This is a genomic window from Pseudomonas sp. NPDC089401 (assembly GCF_044749485.1).
Classification (GTDB): domain Bacteria; phylum Pseudomonadota; class Gammaproteobacteria; order Pseudomonadales; family Pseudomonadaceae; genus Aquipseudomonas.
The window spans coordinates 253,374-269,746 of sequence record NZ_JBIVIA010000007.1 but is presented as its reverse complement, the minus strand read 5'-3'; the positions used below and the strand labels follow the sequence as shown (position 1 = coordinate 269,746).

The window sequence follows — 16,373 nt, the reverse complement described above, 5'->3', positions numbered from 1 at the left end:
CCGCTGCCTTGCAGCGGCCTTTGCATTTTCAAGAATTCAAGAGTGGAGAGCCGATGGTTCCCGTAATTGCCCTGGTGGGCCGCCCGAACGTCGGCAAATCCACCATGTTCAACCGCCTGACCAAGACCCGCGATGCCATCGTCGGTGACCTGTCGGGCCTGACCCGTGACCGCCAGTACGGTGATGCCTCCTGGCAGGGTCGCTCCTTCATCCTCATCGACACCGGTGGTATCACCGGTGACGAAGTGGGCATGGACGAGAAGATGGCCGAGCAGTCGCTGATGGCCATCGAAGAAGCCGACTACGTGCTGTTCCTGGTCGACGCCCGCGCCGGCATGACCGCCGCCGACCAGATGATTGCCGAGCACCTGCGCAAGCGCAACAAGTCGGCGATCCTGGTGGCCAACAAGATCGACAACATCGACGCCGATGTCGCCCGCGCCGAGTTCTCGCCACTGGGCATGGGCAACGCCATCCCGGTGGCCGGTTCCCAGGGCCGTGGCATCAACGCACTGATGGAAAGCGTGCTCGGCCATATCCCGCGTGACGCCGAGGAAGAAGCCCTCGACCAGGAAGTCGCCGAAGGCGAGGAAGCGGTCCGCATCCCTGGCCCGAGCGAGAAGGATGGCATCAAGATCGCCATCATCGGCCGCCCGAACGTGGGCAAGTCGACCCTGGTCAACCGCATGCTCGGCGAGGAGCGCGTGGTGGTCTACGACCAGCCGGGCACCACCCGCGACAGTATCTATATCCCGTTCGAGCGCGATGGCGAGAAGTACACCTTCATCGACACCGCCGGCGTGCGCAAGCGCGGCAAGATCCACGAGGAAGTCGAAAAGTTCTCGGTGGTGAAGACCCTGCAGGCGATCAAGGACGCCAACGTGGTGATCTTCGTCATGGACGCCCGCGAAGGCGTGGTGGACCACGACCTCAACCTGCTGGGCTTTGCCCTGGAAGCCGGCCGCGCCATCGTCATCGCCCTGAACAAATGGGATGGCATGGAATCGGGCGAGCGTGACTACGTGAAGACCGAGCTGGAGCGCCGGCTGTTCTTCGTCGACTTCGCCGACATCCACTTCATCTCCGCCCTGCACGGCACCGGCGTGGGCCACCTGTACAAGTCGGTGCAGGCTGCGTTCAAGTCGGCAGTGACCCGCTGGCCGACCAGCCGCCTGACGCAGATCCTCGAAGACGCCGTGAGCGAGCACCAGCCGCCGCTGGTCAACGGCCGCCGCATCAAGCTGCGTTATGCCCACCTGGGCGGCGCCAACCCGCCGCTGATCGTGATCCACGGCAACCAGACCGAGAAGATTCCAAAGTCGTACTCGCGTTACCTGGAGAACACCTACCGCCGCGTGCTGAAGCTGGTCGGTACGCCGATCCGCATCGAGTACAAGGGCGGCGAGAACCCGTACGAGGGCAAGAAGAACACCCTCACCGATCGCCAGGTCAACAAGAAGCGCCGCCTGATGTCGCACCACAAGAAGGCCGAGAAGAAGCGCCGCGACAAGCGCTGATTCCCGCTATTGCTTCTTCGCGGGCAAGCCCGCTCCCACAGGTTCACCACAGTTTTCGAAGGCTGTGCTGGACCTGTGGGAGCGGGCTTGCCCGCGAAGAGGGCCTTTGATCCAGCGCAATACCCTCATTGTTTCAACCTTTTTCCTGACTGCTCGATCCGCTATGCTCGGACTCCACCCCGTGCCGGATACACCCCAGGAAAGAGGGCTCCATGATCCGCAGCAAACTGCCGAACGTCGGCACGACCATCTTCACCACCATGTCCCAGCTCGCCATGCAGACCGGCGCGCTCAACCTGTCCCAGGGTTTTCCCGACTTCAACGGCCCCCAGGCCCTGCTCGATGCAGTGGGCCGGCATGTTGCCGCCGGGCACAACCAGTATTCGCCGATGACCGGCCTGCCGGCGCTGCGCCAGCAGGTGGCGGCCAAGGTCGCGCGCCTGTATGGCGCGCAGGTCGACGCCGACCAGGAGGTGACCATCACCCCGGGTGCCACCGAAGCGATCTTCTGTGCCATCCAGGCCGTGATCCACCCAGGTGACGAAGTGATCGTCTTCGACCCCTGCTACGACAGCTACGAGCCGTCGGTGGAGCTGGCCGGTGGCCGCTGCGTGCATGTGCAACTGAGCGACGGCGACTTCCGCATCGACTGGCAGGCGTTCAGCGACGCCCTGAGCCCGCGCACGCGCATGGTGATCCTCAACTCGCCGCACAACCCCAGCGGCGCGCTGGTCACCCGCGAAGACCTCGACCAGCTGGCCAGGCTGATCGCCGACCGCGACATCTACCTGGTCAGCGACGAAGTCTACGAGCACCTGGTCTACGACGGCGTGCGCCATGCCAGCGTGCTGGCCCACGAGCAGCTGTACCCGCGCGCCTTCGTGGTCAGCTCGTTCGGCAAGACCTACCACGTCACCGGCTGGAAAACCGGCTACGTGATCGCCCCACCGGCCCTGAGCGCCGAACTGCGCAAGGTGCACCAGTACGTCAACTTCTGCGGCGTCACCCCGCTGCAGTGCGCGCTGGCCGATTTCATGGCCGAGCACCCGGAGCACATCGACGCGCTGCCGGGCTTCTACCAGGCCAAGCGCGACCTGTTCTGCGACCTGCTCGAAGGCTCGCGTTTCAGCTTCACCCGCACTGCGGGCACCTACTTCCAGCTGGTGGACTATTCGCAGATCCGCCCGGACCTGAACGACGTCGACATGGCCCTGTGGCTCACCCGTGAGCACGGCGTGGCGAGCATTCCGGTGTCGGTGTTCTACCAGCAAGCCATCCCCGAGCAACGCCTGGTACGCCTGTGCTTTGCCAAACGTGAGGAGACGCTGCGCCAGGCAGCGGAGAAACTATGCGCGATCTGAGTGCACTGCCCAACCTGAACATCGCCCTGGTCCAGACCACCCTGGCCTGGCATGACCGCGAAGCCAACTACGCGCATTTCGAGGTGCTGCTGGAGCAGGCTCGCGGTGCCGACCTGGTGATCCTCCCGGAGATGTTCACCACCGGTTTTTCCATGCAGTCGGACACCCTCTGCGAGCCGGAGAACGGCCCGACCTACAAGTGGCTCAAGGCCCAGGCCAAGCGCATCGATGCGGTGGTCACCGGCAGCGTGATCATCCAGGCCGCCGATGGCAGCCACCGCAACCGCCTGTTGTGGGCGCGGCCAGACGGCGAGATCCTGCATTACGACAAGCGCCACCTGTTCCGCATGGCCGGTGAGCACAAGCACTACACCCCGGGCGAGCGCCAGGTGCAGTTCGAGGTCAAGGGCTGGCGGGTGCGCCCGCTGATCTGTTACGACCTGCGCTTCCCGGTGTGGAGCCGCGATGCCCAGGACACCGACCTTTTGCTGTACACCGCGAACTGGCCGGCGGCACGGCGTCAGCACTGGAACCGGCTGCTGCCGGCGCGGGGCATCGAGAACCTGTGCTATGTGGCGGCGGTGAATCGGGTGGGGACCGATGGCAAGGGCTTTGCCTATTCCGGTGACAGCCAGGTACTGGACTTCCAGGGCGAGAGCCTGCTCAGTGCGGGGGAGGCGGACGGGGTGTTCACCGTGGTGCTGAGCGCTGCGGAACTGGCGGCCTATCGCACCAAGTTCCCGGCCAACCTGGATGCCGATACCTTCGAGCTGCACTAAAGCAGGCCCGGCCTCTTCGCGGGCAAGCCCGCTCCCACAGGGACTTCACCAGGCCTGAGGGCAGTGGAATTCCTGTGGGAGCGGGTTTACCCGCGAAGAGGCCAGTGTTGGTTACATCAATATCTGATCAGTACACATCCCGTCGATACCGCCCATCCTCGATCAACTGCTGTACTGCCTCTTCCCCGAGCAAGCCATTGAGCGCGGCATCGACCCCCGCCGCCATCCCTTGCAGGCTGCCGCAGACATACACACAGGCCCCATCAGCCACCCAGCGCTTGAGCTCTTCGGCGTGCTGCAACAGCACATCCTGCACATACACCTTCTCGGCCTGATCCCGCGAAAAGGCCAGGTCCAGCCGCGCCAGATCACCACTGTCGACCCAGGCCTGCAGCTCCTGGCCACACAGCAGGTCATGGGCACGGTTGCGCTCGCCGAACAGCAGCCAGTTGCGCTGTTCGCCGCCATTCACCCGCGCGCGGATCAGGCTGCGCAGGCCCGCCAGGCCGGTGCCGTTGCCGATCAGGATCATCGGTGCCGCGCTGTCCGGCAGGTGGAAGCCGCTGTTGCGGCGCAGGCGCAGGCTCAGGGTGCCGCCCAGCGGCAGGTATTCGGTGAGCCAGCCGGAACCCAGGCCCAGGTGGCCATCGGCGTGGCGCTCCTGGCGCACGATCAGCTCCAGCACGCCATCGCTGGCGATCGAGGCGATCGAGTATTCGCGGCTGCCGATCGGCACCAGCGCATCCACCAGCGCCTGCGCCTGCAGGCCGATCAGGTGTTCGCGACGGGCTGGCAGCTGGCGGCCGGCGAGGGCCTGGCCGAGGGTTTCGGCCAAGCCATCGACCTGCACGCTGGCGCTGGTCTCCAGCGCCATGCCTTTGAGGAACGCGTCGACCCGAGGTTGGCCGTTGAGCGGCAGGATCTCCACCAGGTCTCCGGCTTCCCAGCTGGCCGGCTGCTGTGGGCGCAAGCCGAGCAGGTACACCGGTTGCCCCTGGCTGCCGGGGTTCAGTAGTTCGCGCTGCACCAGGCTCCAGTTGCCGAAGCTCGGCGGCTGCCAGGCCGCCACTGGCTGGGCACCGGTCAGTTGCGCCAGCTCCTGCTGCCATTGCTGCAGGGCCGCCGGGTCGGCGTTGTCCACTTCCACCGCGCTGAACGCGGTGCTCGCGCCACGTTCGCCGAGCCACGCCTGCAGGCGCCGGGCAAAACCGCAGAAGTGCGGGTACTGGCGGTCACCCAGGGCGAGCAGGGCGTAATCCAGGTGGTCCAGCGCCCAGGGTTGGCCCAGCACCTTGCGTTCGAAACCGCGGGCGCTGTCGGGCGCTTCACCGTCGCCGAAGGTGCTGACCACGAACAGCGCACGGCGCGCCTGGCGCAGCTCGTTCTCCCCCAGGTCGGCGAGGGCGCGCACCTGTACCGGCAAGCCAGCCGCCTGCAGCTGGCCGGCGCTCTGCCAGGCCAGTTGCTCGGCGAAGCCGCTCTGGCTGGCGAAACCGATCAGCCAGCTGTCGGCACCGGGCGTGCTGCTGTCGACGTTGCCACGGGCGGCGCGCACCTGGCGCTTCTTGCGTCGGCGGTCGAGGTACAGCAGCCAGCCGGTGACGAAGAACAGCGGCATGGTCAGGCTGGCAAGGGTGACGATGATGCGCCCCGTCAGGCCGAAGTACTCGCCCACATGCAGGGCGTAGACGCTTTGCAGCAGCTGCGCCTTGAAGGACTTGTCGGTATAGCGGTCGTGGCTTTTCACCTGGCCGCTGGCCGGGTCGATCACCAGGGTGTTGAACGCGCGCGGGTGGGCGGCGTCCTCGAGCAGGTAGAACAGGTTGGCCGGCTGGCCTCCCGCCGGCGGCAGACGCAGGTTGTACATGGCCAGGCCGGGGCCTGCGTCTTGCTTGAGCGCGGCCCAGATGGCGTCGTAGTCGACCACCAGTGGCGGCGCGTTCTTGTCGACCTGGGGCGGGCCATGGCGGCCACGGCCCTCGCCGCGTTTCTGTTGCTGGCCGGCGGCGGGTTCGTCGGCCAGCAGCTTGTTCAGGCCCGAGCGGTACCACTCATAGGACCAGAACAGCCCGGTCAGGGCGAACAGGAGGTAGAACAGCAGGCACCAGGTACCGGCCACGGCGTGCAGGTCCCAGTTGAAGGCGCGGCCCTTCCTGGCCCAGTCGAGGGTCAGCCAGGTGCGCCAGTTCAGCGCCTTGCGCGGCCAGCGCAGGTAAAGGCCGGAGAGGCAGAAGAACACCAGCATCAGGGTGCAGGCGCCGGTGATCTGGCGGCCGGTGCCGCCCATGGCGAGGAAGCGGTGCAGGGTCAGCATCAGGTCGAAGAAGCCTTGCCCGGCCGCCTCGCCCTTGAGCTCGCCGGTGTACGGGTCGGCATAGCGCAGCGTGCCGCGGCGTTCACCGGGCGGCGGGGTGAAGAAGATCCGCGCGGCATTGCCTTGGCGCACGTCCACCCACAGCATCGACACCTTCTCGCCTTGCTCGGCCTCGACCCTGCGCACCAGCTCAGCCGGCGGCAGCACGCCCTCGGCGCGCACCTCGGCCTTGAGCACATCGGCGTTGAACGCGCGCAGCAGCTCTTCCTGGAAGGAATACAACGCGCCGGTGATGCCCATCAAGGCCAGCACCAGGCCGGCGGTGATGCCAAAGAACCAGTGCAGTTGGAACAGCGTCTTCTTCACCACATCTCTCACCTTGTATTGCCTCCGCGTCCTGCGCGGCGTGCATTATGCCTTGATACGCGAACGCCCCGTTCAGGGTAATGAACGGGGCGGGGGTGTGCTTCGTTTAGGGGTGACCTGCACCGGCCTCTTCGCGGGTGAACCCGCTCCCACAGGTACGGCACAGGATTCAATGGCTGTGGTGTACCTGTGGGAGCGGGCTTGCCCGCGAAGAGGCCGGTGCAGGCTAGCCCAGCCCCATCATCAGAAGTGCACGCTGGTGGTCAGCAACGCCGTCCGCCCGGCCGCCTGGTTGGCGAAGTGGGTGGAATAGGCCTTGTCGTAGTAGGTCTCGTTGGTCAGGTTCTGCACGTTCAGCTGCAGGTCGATGTTCTTGGTCAGCTTGTAGCTGGCCATTGCATCGTAACGCCAGTAGGACGGCACATAGGTCGAGTTGGCGACGCTGCCCCAGACCTTGTCCACATAGAAAGCACCGGCGCCGAAGGTCAGCTTGTCGGTCACCGCATAGGTGTTCCACAGGCTGAAGGTGTTCTTCGGCGTGTTACCCAGTTCGTTGCCATTGGTGGTGACGTCCACGAAGTTCGGTGCGCTCGCAGTGCCGATGTTCACTTTGCCACCGTCGACCTGCTTGCTGTCGAGGTAGCTGTAACCTGCGAATACCTGCCACTTGTCGGTGATTTTCCCGGATGCCGACAGTTCCACCCCGTCCACCCGGGTCTTGCCGGCGTTTTCATAGGTGTTGAGGTCGGTCAGGACGCGGGTGTTTTCCTTTTCCGTGCGGAAGATCGCTGCGGTCAGCGACAGGCGCTGGTTGAGCAGATCCCACTTGGTGCCGATTTCGTAGTTGGTGGTTTCTTCCGGTTGCAGGTCATTCTTGACGGCAGCAGTGGTTACCGGGTTGCCATCGGTGCCTTCGCCCAGCATCGAGCCTGGGGGCGTTGCCGAGGTCGCGTAGGATACGTAGATGCTGCCGTTGTCCTGCGGTTTCCACACCAGGCCGATCTGGCCGGTCACGAACTCGCTGGTGTCCTCGCCCTTGTTGGCCACACCGCTGGTTACGGTGGTATTTCCGGCGGCGTCGTAGGTGCGGTACTTGGTGTTGAAGTGGTCGTAGCGCAGGCCGACGTTGAGCAGCCACTGCGGGTCAAGTTCGATGGTGTCGAACATGTAGAGCGCACGGGTAGTGCTGCTGGTATCGGTGCCGGCATAGTTGCGGGCCACGGTGCCGGTCCAGGCGTCGTCCGGGTTCGGGTTGCTCAGGGAGGTGCAGCTGCCGCCGCTGCCAGGCCCGGTGCAGTTGCTGATCTTGCTGTTTGGAGAAACGAGGTAGCTTTGTTTGTCGGCATCTTCGTGGGTGAATTCCACACCTGCGGAGAAGTTGTTCTTGAAACCGCCCAGGACGAACTCACCGAACAGGTCGGTCTGGTTGGTGGTGGTGGCGGTGTTGCCCACACGGGTGTTGGCACGGCGCCAGACGCCATTGTTGATCACGTTGCCGGCGCTGTCGTCAGGCTGGGTGAGCACATAGTCCTGCATGCTGTTGCCGTGGCGCAGGGTGTTCTTGATGGTCAGCGAGTCGCTGAGGTCATGCTCGATGCTGATGGTAGCGATGTCGGTGCGGGTCTTGCGGAAGTCACGGCCGGTCAGGCCGTAGAAGTTGCTGCTGTCACCGCCGTCGGTGGGCTTGTCCGGGCTGGCTGCGGTGTGGGTCTTGCCAACCGAGAAACCATAAGGAATGCCCGAGTCTGGCAGGTCGTCGCTTTCCATGTGGTAGTAGTCGAGGTTGACGCGAGTCGCGGTGCCCAAGCCAAAGGCCAGGGACGGGGCGATGCCCCAGCGGTCGTAGTTGACCTTGTCACGACCGGCGACGTTGCTCTCGTGGGTCATGAGGTTCAAGCGACCGGCGGCGGTGTCGGTGAACTGATAGTTGCCATCGAAGGTGTAGCGCTGGGTCTGGTCGGAGCCCCAAGTATAGGCGCCATTGAGGTCATTGCCCAGATGCGCTTTCTTGCTGACCAGGTTGATACTGCCGCCTGCCGAGCCTCGTCCGCCCATGGCCGAGTTCGGGCCTTTGCTGACCTCGATGGATTCCACTGCAAAGATTTCCCGGCTTTGTGCGCCAGTGTCGCGCACCCCGTCGATCATCGTGTCGCTTTGCGAGTCGAAGCCACGAATGAACGGCCGGTCACCTTGCGGGTTGCCGCCTTCGCCGGCACCGAAGGTGATGCCGGGCACGGTGCGCAGGGCATCCTGCAGGGTCAGGGCATTGGTGTCCTTGATCACTTGCTGCGGGATCACGGTGACCGAGCGCGGAGTGTCCACCAACGGTGCGGTGTACTTCTGCGAGGCGGCTTTCTCGACCTTGTAGTCGGTGCTGGCCTGTTCAGCCTTGCCATTGACGCTGGTGGCGTCGAGGGTGACGGCATTGCTGGCGGCCGGGTCGGCGGCGTAGACGGTCGAGGCGCTCAGTGCGACACCGATGGCGGTGACGATCAGGCGCGGAGAGCTGACTGCAGTTGGTACGTATTGACGCATTGTTATGGACCTTCCCCAAGGTGTGAAGGCCGCGGATGTTAATGTAAGGAATTGTAAGGCACAATTGAGACTCGTTACCATTCGCCAGGAATTTACATTCTTTACATATTCTCTTTACGTTTTGCTCAGGCTGAATCGTCTAAGGCAATTCGGGGCTTGTGCAGCGTAAAAGGGAATCAATATCATCGACGTCTTTACAGACCTTAACGGTACGCCGCCATGCTGCTTCACATCCCAGGGTTGTTCGATGCCGATGAACTGGCCCGTATCCGCGAGGCCCTGGAGCAGACCGACTGGGCCGACGGCAAGGTCACGGCCGGCTACCAGTCGGCCAAGGCCAAGCACAACCTGCAATTGCCGGAAGGGCATGCGCTGGCCAAGGAAATCGGCAGCGCGCTGATCGATCGCCTGTGGCAGACCCCGCGCTTCATGTCGGCAGCCCTGCCGCACAAGGTGTTCCCGCCGCTGATCAACTGCTACCGCGAAGGCGGCAACTTCGGCTTCCACATCGACAACGCCTTGCGCCAGCCCAAGGGCAGCGCGGAGCGGGTGCGCACCGACCTGTCCTCGACGCTGTTCCTCAGCGACCCGGACAGCTACGACGGCGGCGAGCTGGTGATCCAGGACACCTACGGCGTGCAGCAGATCAAACTGGCGGCAGGTGACCTGGTGCTGTACCCCGGCACCAGCCTGCACAAGGTCAACCCGGTGACCCGCGGCGTGCGCTACGCGGCGTTCTTCTGGACCCAGAGCCTGGTGCGCGAGGACAGCCAGCGGGCGTTGCTGTTCGAGATGGACAATGCCATCCAGCAGCTCACCGCCGATGTGCCGGATCACCCGTCCCTGCTGCAACTGACGGGCACCTACCACAACCTGTTGCGCCGCTGGGCCGAGGTCTGAGCCGTGTCCTATCAGTTGCGACGTGAAGAAGTGGTGGATGCCGCAGGCCTGCAAGCCATGCTCGAAGAGAGCCCAGGCAAGGCGGCCCAGGCGATCCTGGCGGCAGCGGGGGAGGGGATGGTCGAGGCGCAGTTGCTGCTTGGGCAGATCCTGCTCGACGGCCGTGGCATCGAGCAGGATGCCGTCGTCGCCCGACGCTGGTTCGCTATCGCGGCCCAAGGCGGCAACGCCATGGCCCACAACATGCTCGGGCGCTGCCTGGAACATGGCTGGGGCGGCGCTGTGGACCCGTCCCAGGCGGCCATCCACTACGCCCAAGCGGCCGATGCGGGGCTTGATTGGGGCCTTTACAACCTGGGCAACCTGCTGGCCACCGGGCGTGGGCTGCCGGCCAACCAGGCCCAGGCGCTGACCTGTTACGAGAAGGCGGCGCAAATGGGGCATGCCAAGTCGATGAACCTGTATGGGCGCTACCTTGAACATGGCATTGCCACGGCGGCGAGCCCGATCAGGGCGGTGCGCTGGTATCGGCGTTCGGCCGAGGCGGGGGATTTTCGCGGGATGTTCAGCCTGGCCATGGTGCTGGCCGAGCGCGGCGAGATGGCCGAGGCCGGGCAGTGGCTGGAGCGGGCGCGGGTCGAGGGCAATGAGCCGTTCCTGCGCAGTGCGCTGGTGACCTTGCAGGGGGCGGGGCCGCTGTTGATGGCGTTTGCCGGGCGTTATGCCGAGGAGTTGGCCAGGCGCGAGGCCTGATGTCGGCTGTGCCGGCCTCTTCGCGGGTAAACCCGCTCCCACAGGTACAGTGTTCCCTGTGGGAGTGGGTTTACCCGCGAAAGGGCCGGCACTGACAGCACACAAAACAAAACGGGGCCTTGCGGCCCCGTCTTGCATTACAGGTAGTAGGCCTTCAGCGGCGGGAAGCCGTTGAATTCCACCGCGCTGTAGCTGGTGGTGTAGGCGCCGGTCGACAGCCAGTACAGGCGGTCACCGATGGCCAGGTTCAGCGGCAGGCCGTACTTGTAGTTCTCGTACATGATGTCGGCACTGTCGCAGGTCGGGCCGGCGATCACCACTTCCTCGGCTTCGCCTTTCTTCTCGGTCCAGATCGGGAACTTGATGGCTTCGTCCATGGTTTCGATCAGGCCGGAGAACTTGCCCACGTCGGTGTAGATCCAGCGCTCGACGGCGGTGCGCGACTTGCGCGCCACCAGCACCACTTCGCTGACCAGGATGCCGGCGTTGGCGATCAGCGAACGGCCTGGCTCGAGGATGATTTCCGGCAGGTCGTCACCGAAGTCTTCCTTGAGGAAGCGGATGATCTCTTCGGCGTAGGTCTCGAGGCTGTTGGTGCGGGTGATGTAGTTGGCCGGGAAGCCGCCACCCATGTTGATCAGCTTCAGCTCGATGCCGTCTTCTTCCTTCAGGCGCTCGAAGATCACCTTGACCTTGGCGATGGCCGCGTCCCACACACTGATGTCGCGCTGCTGGGAGCCGACATGGAAGGAGATGCCGTAGGGCACCAGGCCCAGGTCGCGGGCGAGGATCAGCAGGTCCATGGCCATGTCGGTCTGGCAGCCGAACTTGCGCGACAGTGGCCAGTCGGCCGTGGTCGAGCCTTCGGTGAGGATACGCACGTAGACTTTCGAGCCCGGCGCGGCCTTGGCGATGTTGCGCAGGTCGGCTTCCGAATCGGTCGCGTACAGGCGCACGCCCTTCTCGTAGAAGTAGCGGATGTCCTTGGACTTCTTGATGGTGTTGCCGTAGCTGATGCGGTCGGCGCCGACACCACGGCTGAGGACCTTGTCCAGCTCGTAGATCGAGGCGATGTCGAAGCTCGAACCTTTCTCTTTGAGCAGGTCGATGATCTCGACGGCCGGGTTGGCCTTGACCGCGTAGTACACCTTGGCGAATTCGAAACCAGCACGCAGGTCGTCATAGGCCTGGCTGATCATCTGGGTGTCGATGAGTACGAACGGGGTTTCCTGCTTGTCGGCGAACGCCTTCATTTTCTGGAAGGTGTCACGCGCGAAATAGTCTTCGACCTGGATCGACATGCTCAGGGACTCCATGGGCAAACTGAAAGATTAAGTGGCTGCAAACTGAACGTCCTCCGTATCCCCACTTTGGTTCGCCTACTCAGTACTTGAGCCGGATGGATCGTTTCCAGCATGGACGTTCGGCGCGCACTTTAGGGCGTGAAGAATGCAGAATCAACAGGCAATCCGGGTGCGATCGTCGTGGATCGACGCCCTACCCGTTGAATAACCGACTCGCATGACCGGCTGATGTTCCCCGCCATGTTTCAGGCGTAAATAATTGTGGAATAGACCGCGTTGCCGCCTTCGCGGGTGAACCCGCTCCTACAGGGTTTTCGCAATTTCTGTGGGAGCGGGTTCACCCGCGAAGGGGCCTGTGGTGTTCATATTTATGGCCACGTTTCCCTGGCACTGGCGTACATGAAAAACACGATAAATTTTTTGTTACCGCCGGGCGGAATTGCCGTCAATGATGAGAAACATTACTATTCGCACCCTTATCCGCCTCCCTGACGACCCTGACCGTGTCCGGACATAAAGGCTTCCTCGACCATTACCATGAGCTGATCGGCACCTGGACGCGCAAGTTGCGCAGTCGTCAGCAGGCCGAGGACCTCACCCATGACGCTTTCGTCCGGGTGCTGGAGAACCCGCGCGAGCGGGTCGAACAGCCCCGTGCCTACCTGCACCAGACCGCCCGCAACATCGCCGTCGACGGCTTTCGCCGCGAGGACCGGCGCCAGGCGCTGGAGCTGGACGCCCTCGCTGAAGGTGCCGCCACCAGCGACGACCCGGAAGCCTACGTGCATGCCCTGGAGCTGGCTGACCGTGTCGAGCGCGCACTGGCCGAACTGCCGCTGAACTGCCGGCGGGTGTTCATCTGGCAGAAGCTCGAAGGCCTGACCCAGGCCGAGATCGCCGAGCGCATGGGTTTGAGCAAGAACATGGTCGAAAAGTATATGATTCGCACGCTCCGACATCTGCGTGAGCACCTGGATGTGTCGGCATGATGAGTCAGGAGACCTTTCCCATGAAACAGCACGGTTGCGAGACCGTCCGCGAGCAGGCGGCCGCCTGGTTCGTCCGCGTGCAGGATGCGCCCGGCGATGCCGCGCTGCACAAGCAATTGCGTGACTGGCTGGGCGCCGACCCGCGCCACCGCGCCGAGTACGACGCCTTGGCCACGGTATGGCGCGCCGCCAGCCAGATCCCGCGCCAGCGCCTCGAAGCGCTGTGCGAGCCCGAGCCGGTCAGGCAGCTGCCTCGGCGCCGGCTGTTGCACCACGCCCTTGCGGCCAGCGTGGCCGTGCTGGCGCTGGGGCTGGCCTGGGGCGGCTGGCACTATCGGCAGCTCAACCATCAGGACACGCTGCTGACGGCCTTCGGTGAGCGCCGCCAGGTCGACCTGCCGGACGGCTCCCACCTCGAACTCAACGGCGCCACGCAGTTGCAGGTGGACTTCAGTGCCGGCCGGCGGCACATCCAGCTGCAGGCCGGCGAAGCGATGTTCATCGTCGCCCACGACAGCAGCCGGCCGTTCGTGGTCGACACCGCCCAGGGCAGCGTGACCGTGACCGGCACCCGCTTCGACGTGCGCCTGGACCCGGCCGCCACCCGTGTGGCGGTGGAGCAGGGGTCGGTGCGCGTGCAGGGCCGTGACGCCTCGCTGGCACAACTGAGCGCCGGCCAGGGCTCCTTCATAGATGCGCACGGCAAGGTCGCCGCGCCTTTTGCGGTCGATGCCGGCGCACTGACCGCCTGGCGCCAGGGCAAGCTGGTGTTCGACAACGCCACCCTCGCCGAGGTGGTGGCCGAAGTATCCCGCTACCGCGCCCAGCCGCTGCGCGTCGCGCCTGGCAAGGTCGCCCAGTTGCGCCTGTCCAGCACCTTCAGCACCGACGACACCGACGCGCTGCTGCGGGCCTTGCCGAGCATCCTGCCGGTGGCGATCAAGGCCCATGAAGACGGCTCTCGCGAAATAATCGCGAAATAGATTCAGGTTTTTTTCCACTCGTTCGTCTTCCTCGCCAGCTGCAACTGCCAAGCATTTCCATTCGCATGCGGTTGGCGTTTATTCCTTCTTCAGGATGTTTCGACGACGTGAACAACAACAAACCTTTTCCACGCCTCAGCGCCCTGGCGCTGGCCCTGGCCGTCAGCACCGTGGCCGTCGACAGCCATGCCGAGCAGGCTGCCGGCACGATCCAGATCCAGGCGCAACCCTTGGCCTCGGCGCTGAGCCAACTGGGCCAGCAGACCAACCTGCAGCTGTTCTTCAGCCCCGAACTGGTGGCCGGCAAGCAGGCGCCTGCGGTCTCGGGCAACCTGGCACCGGTGCAGGCCCTGCAGCAGCTGCTGCAAGGCAGCGGGCTGACGTTCGAGATGTCCCAGGACACCGTGGTAGTCAAGCCGCTGCCGGCCGTGGAGCTTGGCAGCGGCAGCCTGGAACTGGCGCCCACCGACATCAAGGTGGTGGGTGACTGGCTGGGCGACGCCGACCAGGCCGTGGTGCAGAACCACCCCGGCGCGCGCACCGTGGTGCGCCGTGAGGCGATGGTGGAGAAGGGCGCGATGAACGTGCGCGACGTGCTGCGCGGCATCCCTGGCGTGCAGGTGCAGGACTCCAACGGCACCGGTGGCAGCGACCTGTCGCTGAACGTCGGCGTGCGTGGCCTGACCTCGCGCCTGTCGCCGCGCTCGACCGTGCTGATCGATGGCATCCCGGCCGCCTTTGCGCCCTATGGCCAGCCGCAGCTGTCGATGGCGCCGATCTCTTCTGGCAACCTCGACAGCATCGACGTGGTGCGTGGCGCCGGCTCCGTGCGCTATGGCCCGCAGAACGTCGGTGGGGTGATCAACTTCGTCACCCGGGCAATCCCGGAAAAGGCCTCGGCGGAGCTTGCCACCACCCTGGAAACCTCCCGCCATGGCGGCTGGAAGCACACCGAGTCGGCGTTCGTCGGCGGCACCGCCGACAACGGCATGGGCGTTGCCCTGCTGTACACCGGGGTGAACGGCAACGGCTACCGGGAAAGCAACAACGGCAACGACATCGACGACGTCATCCTCAAGACCCACTGGGCGCCCACCGACGTCGACGAGTTCTGGCTCAACTTCCATTACTACGATGGCCGTGCCGACATGCCCGGCGGCCTGACCCAGGCCCAGTACGACCACAACCCGTACCAGTCGCTGCGTGACTACGACTACTTCTCCGGCCGGCGCAAGGACGTGTCGTTCAAGTGGCAGCGCCAGCTCGACGACGCCACCCAGTTCGAAGTGCTGACCTACTACACCGACAGCTTCCGTGGCAGCGCCATTGCCGCGCGCGACATGCAGACCCTGTCGTCGTACCCGCGCAACTACCACACCTTCGCCATCGAGCCACGGCTGTCGCGGATCTTCTTCGCCGGCCCCACCACCCAGGAGGTCAGCGTCGGCTACCGCTACCTGAAGGAAGCCATGCGCGAGCAGTCGACCCGCCTGGCGCTGATCGACAACGTGCCGACCCCCACGCCGACCTCCGACGGCCACGTGTTCCAGGACCGCAGCGGCGGCACCGAGGCCAGTGCCTACTACATCGACGACAAGATCGACGTCGGCAACTGGACCATCACCCCGGGCATCCGCTTCGAGCACATCAACACCGACTGGCGCGACCGCCCGGTGCTCGGCGCCAGCGGCAAGCCGGTGCCGGAGAAGAACCGCAGCATCACCAGCAACGAGCCGCTGCCGGCGCTGAGTGTGATGTACCACATCTCCGATGCCTGGAAAGTGTTCGCCAACTACGAGACCTCGTTCGGCAGCCTGCAGTACTTCCAGCTGGGCCAGGGCGGCAGCGGCGACAGCACGGCCAATGGCCTGGAGCCGGAAAAGGCCAAGACCTACGAGGTCGGCACACGTTATGACAATGGCGGGTTCGCCGGTGAGCTGACGGCGTTCTACATCGACTTCGATGACGAACTGCAATACATCAGCAACGACGTCGGCTGGACCAACCTGGGGGCGACCAAGCACCAGGGCATCGAGGCCTCGGTGCGCTACGACCTGGCCGGGCTGGACCCGCGTCTGGAAGGGCTTTCGGTGACCGGCGGCTACACCTACACCCGCGCCACCTATGAAGGTGACATCCCAGGCTTCAAGGGCCGCGACCTGCCGTTCTACTCGCGCCAGGTGGCCACGGCGGGGCTGCGCTATGCGGTCGATCGCTGGACCTGGAATCTGGATGCCTACGCCCAGTCCAAACAGCATGCACCGGGGACCGGGATGAATGCCGATGGCAGTTTCACCGGCGACTACATCACCCAGCCCAGTGCCGATGGGCAGTATGGCGACATTCCCGGCTACGTGACCTGGCATGCCCGTGGCGGGTACGACTTCGGGCCGCAGATGTCCAACCTGAAGCTCGCGGCGGGGGTGAAGAACCTGTTCGACAAGCAGTACTTCACCCGCTCCAGCGACAACAATGCCGGGCTGTATGTGGGTGAGCCGCGGACCTTCTATGTGCAGGCCAGCGTAGGGTTCTGATACCGCGTCGCCTTGTTCGCGGGTGAACCCGCTCCCAC

General features: G+C 64.6%; 11 protein-coding genes. 8 read left to right on the top strand and 3 right to left on the bottom strand.

The annotated features are described in order from the left end of the window. The first annotated feature begins 53 nt into the window (after positions 1-53). From der to ACIP21_RS17835, 3 genes are all read left to right on the top strand, one after another. Positions 54-1,517 carry a ribosome biogenesis GTPase Der gene (gene der / locus ACIP21_RS17845; protein WP_400690078.1) on the top strand — a complete coding sequence of 488 codons (1,464 nt, stop codon included), beginning with the start codon at positions 54-56 and terminating at the stop codon, positions 1,515-1,517. A 212-nt stretch (positions 1,518-1,729) separates the two neighbouring features. After that, positions 1,730-2,878, top strand: coding sequence for a pyridoxal phosphate-dependent aminotransferase (locus ACIP21_RS17840; protein ID WP_400690075.1), 1,149 nt, complete (start codon positions 1,730-1,732; stop codon positions 2,876-2,878). Then, entirely contained in the window at positions 2,866-3,657 is a 792-nt protein-coding gene (locus tag ACIP21_RS17835; protein WP_400690073.1) for an amidohydrolase, read from the top strand. Before ACIP21_RS17840 ends, ACIP21_RS17835 begins: the two co-directional genes overlap by 13 nt. A gap of 127 nt (positions 3,658-3,784) precedes the next feature. Here ACIP21_RS17835 and ACIP21_RS17830 read toward each other — a convergent pair whose 3' ends face one another. Together ACIP21_RS17830 and ACIP21_RS17825 are read right to left on the bottom strand one after the other, a co-directional pair. After that, entirely contained in the window at positions 3,785-6,340 is a 2,556-nt protein-coding gene (locus ACIP21_RS17830) for a PepSY domain-containing protein (RefSeq protein ID WP_400690071.1), read from the bottom strand. Positions 6,341-6,580: 240 nt separating this feature from the next. Then, complete coding sequence (locus tag ACIP21_RS17825) at positions 6,581-8,872, bottom strand: TonB-dependent receptor (protein WP_400690069.1); 2,292 nt, start codon at positions 8,870-8,872, stop codon at positions 6,581-6,583. 219 nt (positions 8,873-9,091) lie between these two features. On the opposite strand from ACIP21_RS17825, the gene ACIP21_RS17820 reads away from it, so the two are divergent. Both ACIP21_RS17820 and ACIP21_RS17815 read left to right on the top strand, forming a co-directional pair. After that, positions 9,092-9,772: a Fe2+-dependent dioxygenase gene (locus tag ACIP21_RS17820; RefSeq protein WP_400690066.1), complete on the top strand. Its 681-nt coding sequence runs from the start codon at positions 9,092-9,094 to the stop codon at positions 9,770-9,772. 3 nt (positions 9,773-9,775) lie between these two features. Then, the gene (locus tag ACIP21_RS17815; protein WP_400690063.1) at positions 9,776-10,525 is read left to right on the top strand and encodes a tetratricopeptide repeat protein; all 750 of its coding nucleotides are present in this window, start codon (positions 9,776-9,778) and stop codon (positions 10,523-10,525) included. 137 nt (positions 10,526-10,662) lie between these two features. Here the strand turns inward: ACIP21_RS17815 and ACIP21_RS17810 are convergent, their stop codons facing one another. After that, positions 10,663-11,826, bottom strand: a complete 1,164-nt coding sequence (locus ACIP21_RS17810) for a type III PLP-dependent enzyme (protein WP_400690060.1) — start codon at positions 11,824-11,826, stop codon at positions 10,663-10,665. Between the two features lie 506 nt (positions 11,827-12,332). Between ACIP21_RS17810 and ACIP21_RS17805 the strand changes: the two genes are divergently transcribed. The 3 genes from ACIP21_RS17805 to ACIP21_RS17795 all read left to right on the top strand — a co-directional run bounded on the left by ACIP21_RS17805 (position 12,333) and on the right by ACIP21_RS17795 (position 16,335). Further along, a complete protein-coding gene (locus tag ACIP21_RS17805) occupies positions 12,333-12,818 on the top strand; it encodes a sigma-70 family RNA polymerase sigma factor (protein ID WP_400690057.1) in 486 nt (161 codons plus the stop codon). Positions 12,819-12,838: 20 nt separating this feature from the next. Continuing rightward, entirely contained in the window at positions 12,839-13,801 is a 963-nt protein-coding gene (locus ACIP21_RS17800) for a FecR family protein (RefSeq protein WP_400690054.1), read from the top strand. A 107-nt stretch (positions 13,802-13,908) separates the two neighbouring features. After that, positions 13,909-16,335 (top strand): TonB-dependent siderophore receptor, encoded by a 2,427-nt coding sequence (locus ACIP21_RS17795; protein ID WP_400690052.1) that lies wholly within the window; start codon positions 13,909-13,911, stop codon positions 16,333-16,335. Positions 16,336-16,373: the final 38 nt, after the last annotated feature.

What these genes read in the sequence shown, in the direction of transcription:
- der (WP_400690078.1), top strand. Translation starts at nt 54, where the DNA reads ATGGTTCCCGTAATTGCCCTGGTGGGCCGCCCGAACGTCGGCAAATCC.
- ACIP21_RS17840 (WP_400690075.1), top strand. Translation starts at nt 1,730, where the DNA reads ATGATCCGCAGCAAACTGCCGAACGTCGGCACGACCATCTTCACCACC.
- ACIP21_RS17835 (WP_400690073.1), top strand. Translation starts at nt 2,866, where the DNA reads ATGCGCGATCTGAGTGCACTGCCCAACCTGAACATCGCCCTGGTCCAG.
- ACIP21_RS17825 (WP_400690069.1), bottom strand. Translation starts at nt 8,872, where the DNA reads ATGCGTCAATACGTACCAACTGCAGTCAGCTCTCCGCGCCTGATCGTC.
- ACIP21_RS17820 (WP_400690066.1), top strand. Translation starts at nt 9,092, where the DNA reads ATGCTGCTTCACATCCCAGGGTTGTTCGATGCCGATGAACTGGCCCGT.
- ACIP21_RS17810 (WP_400690060.1), bottom strand. Translation starts at nt 11,826, where the DNA reads ATGTCGATCCAGGTCGAAGACTATTTCGCGCGTGACACCTTCCAGAAA.
- ACIP21_RS17800 (WP_400690054.1), top strand. Translation starts at nt 12,839, where the DNA reads ATGAAACAGCACGGTTGCGAGACCGTCCGCGAGCAGGCGGCCGCCTGG.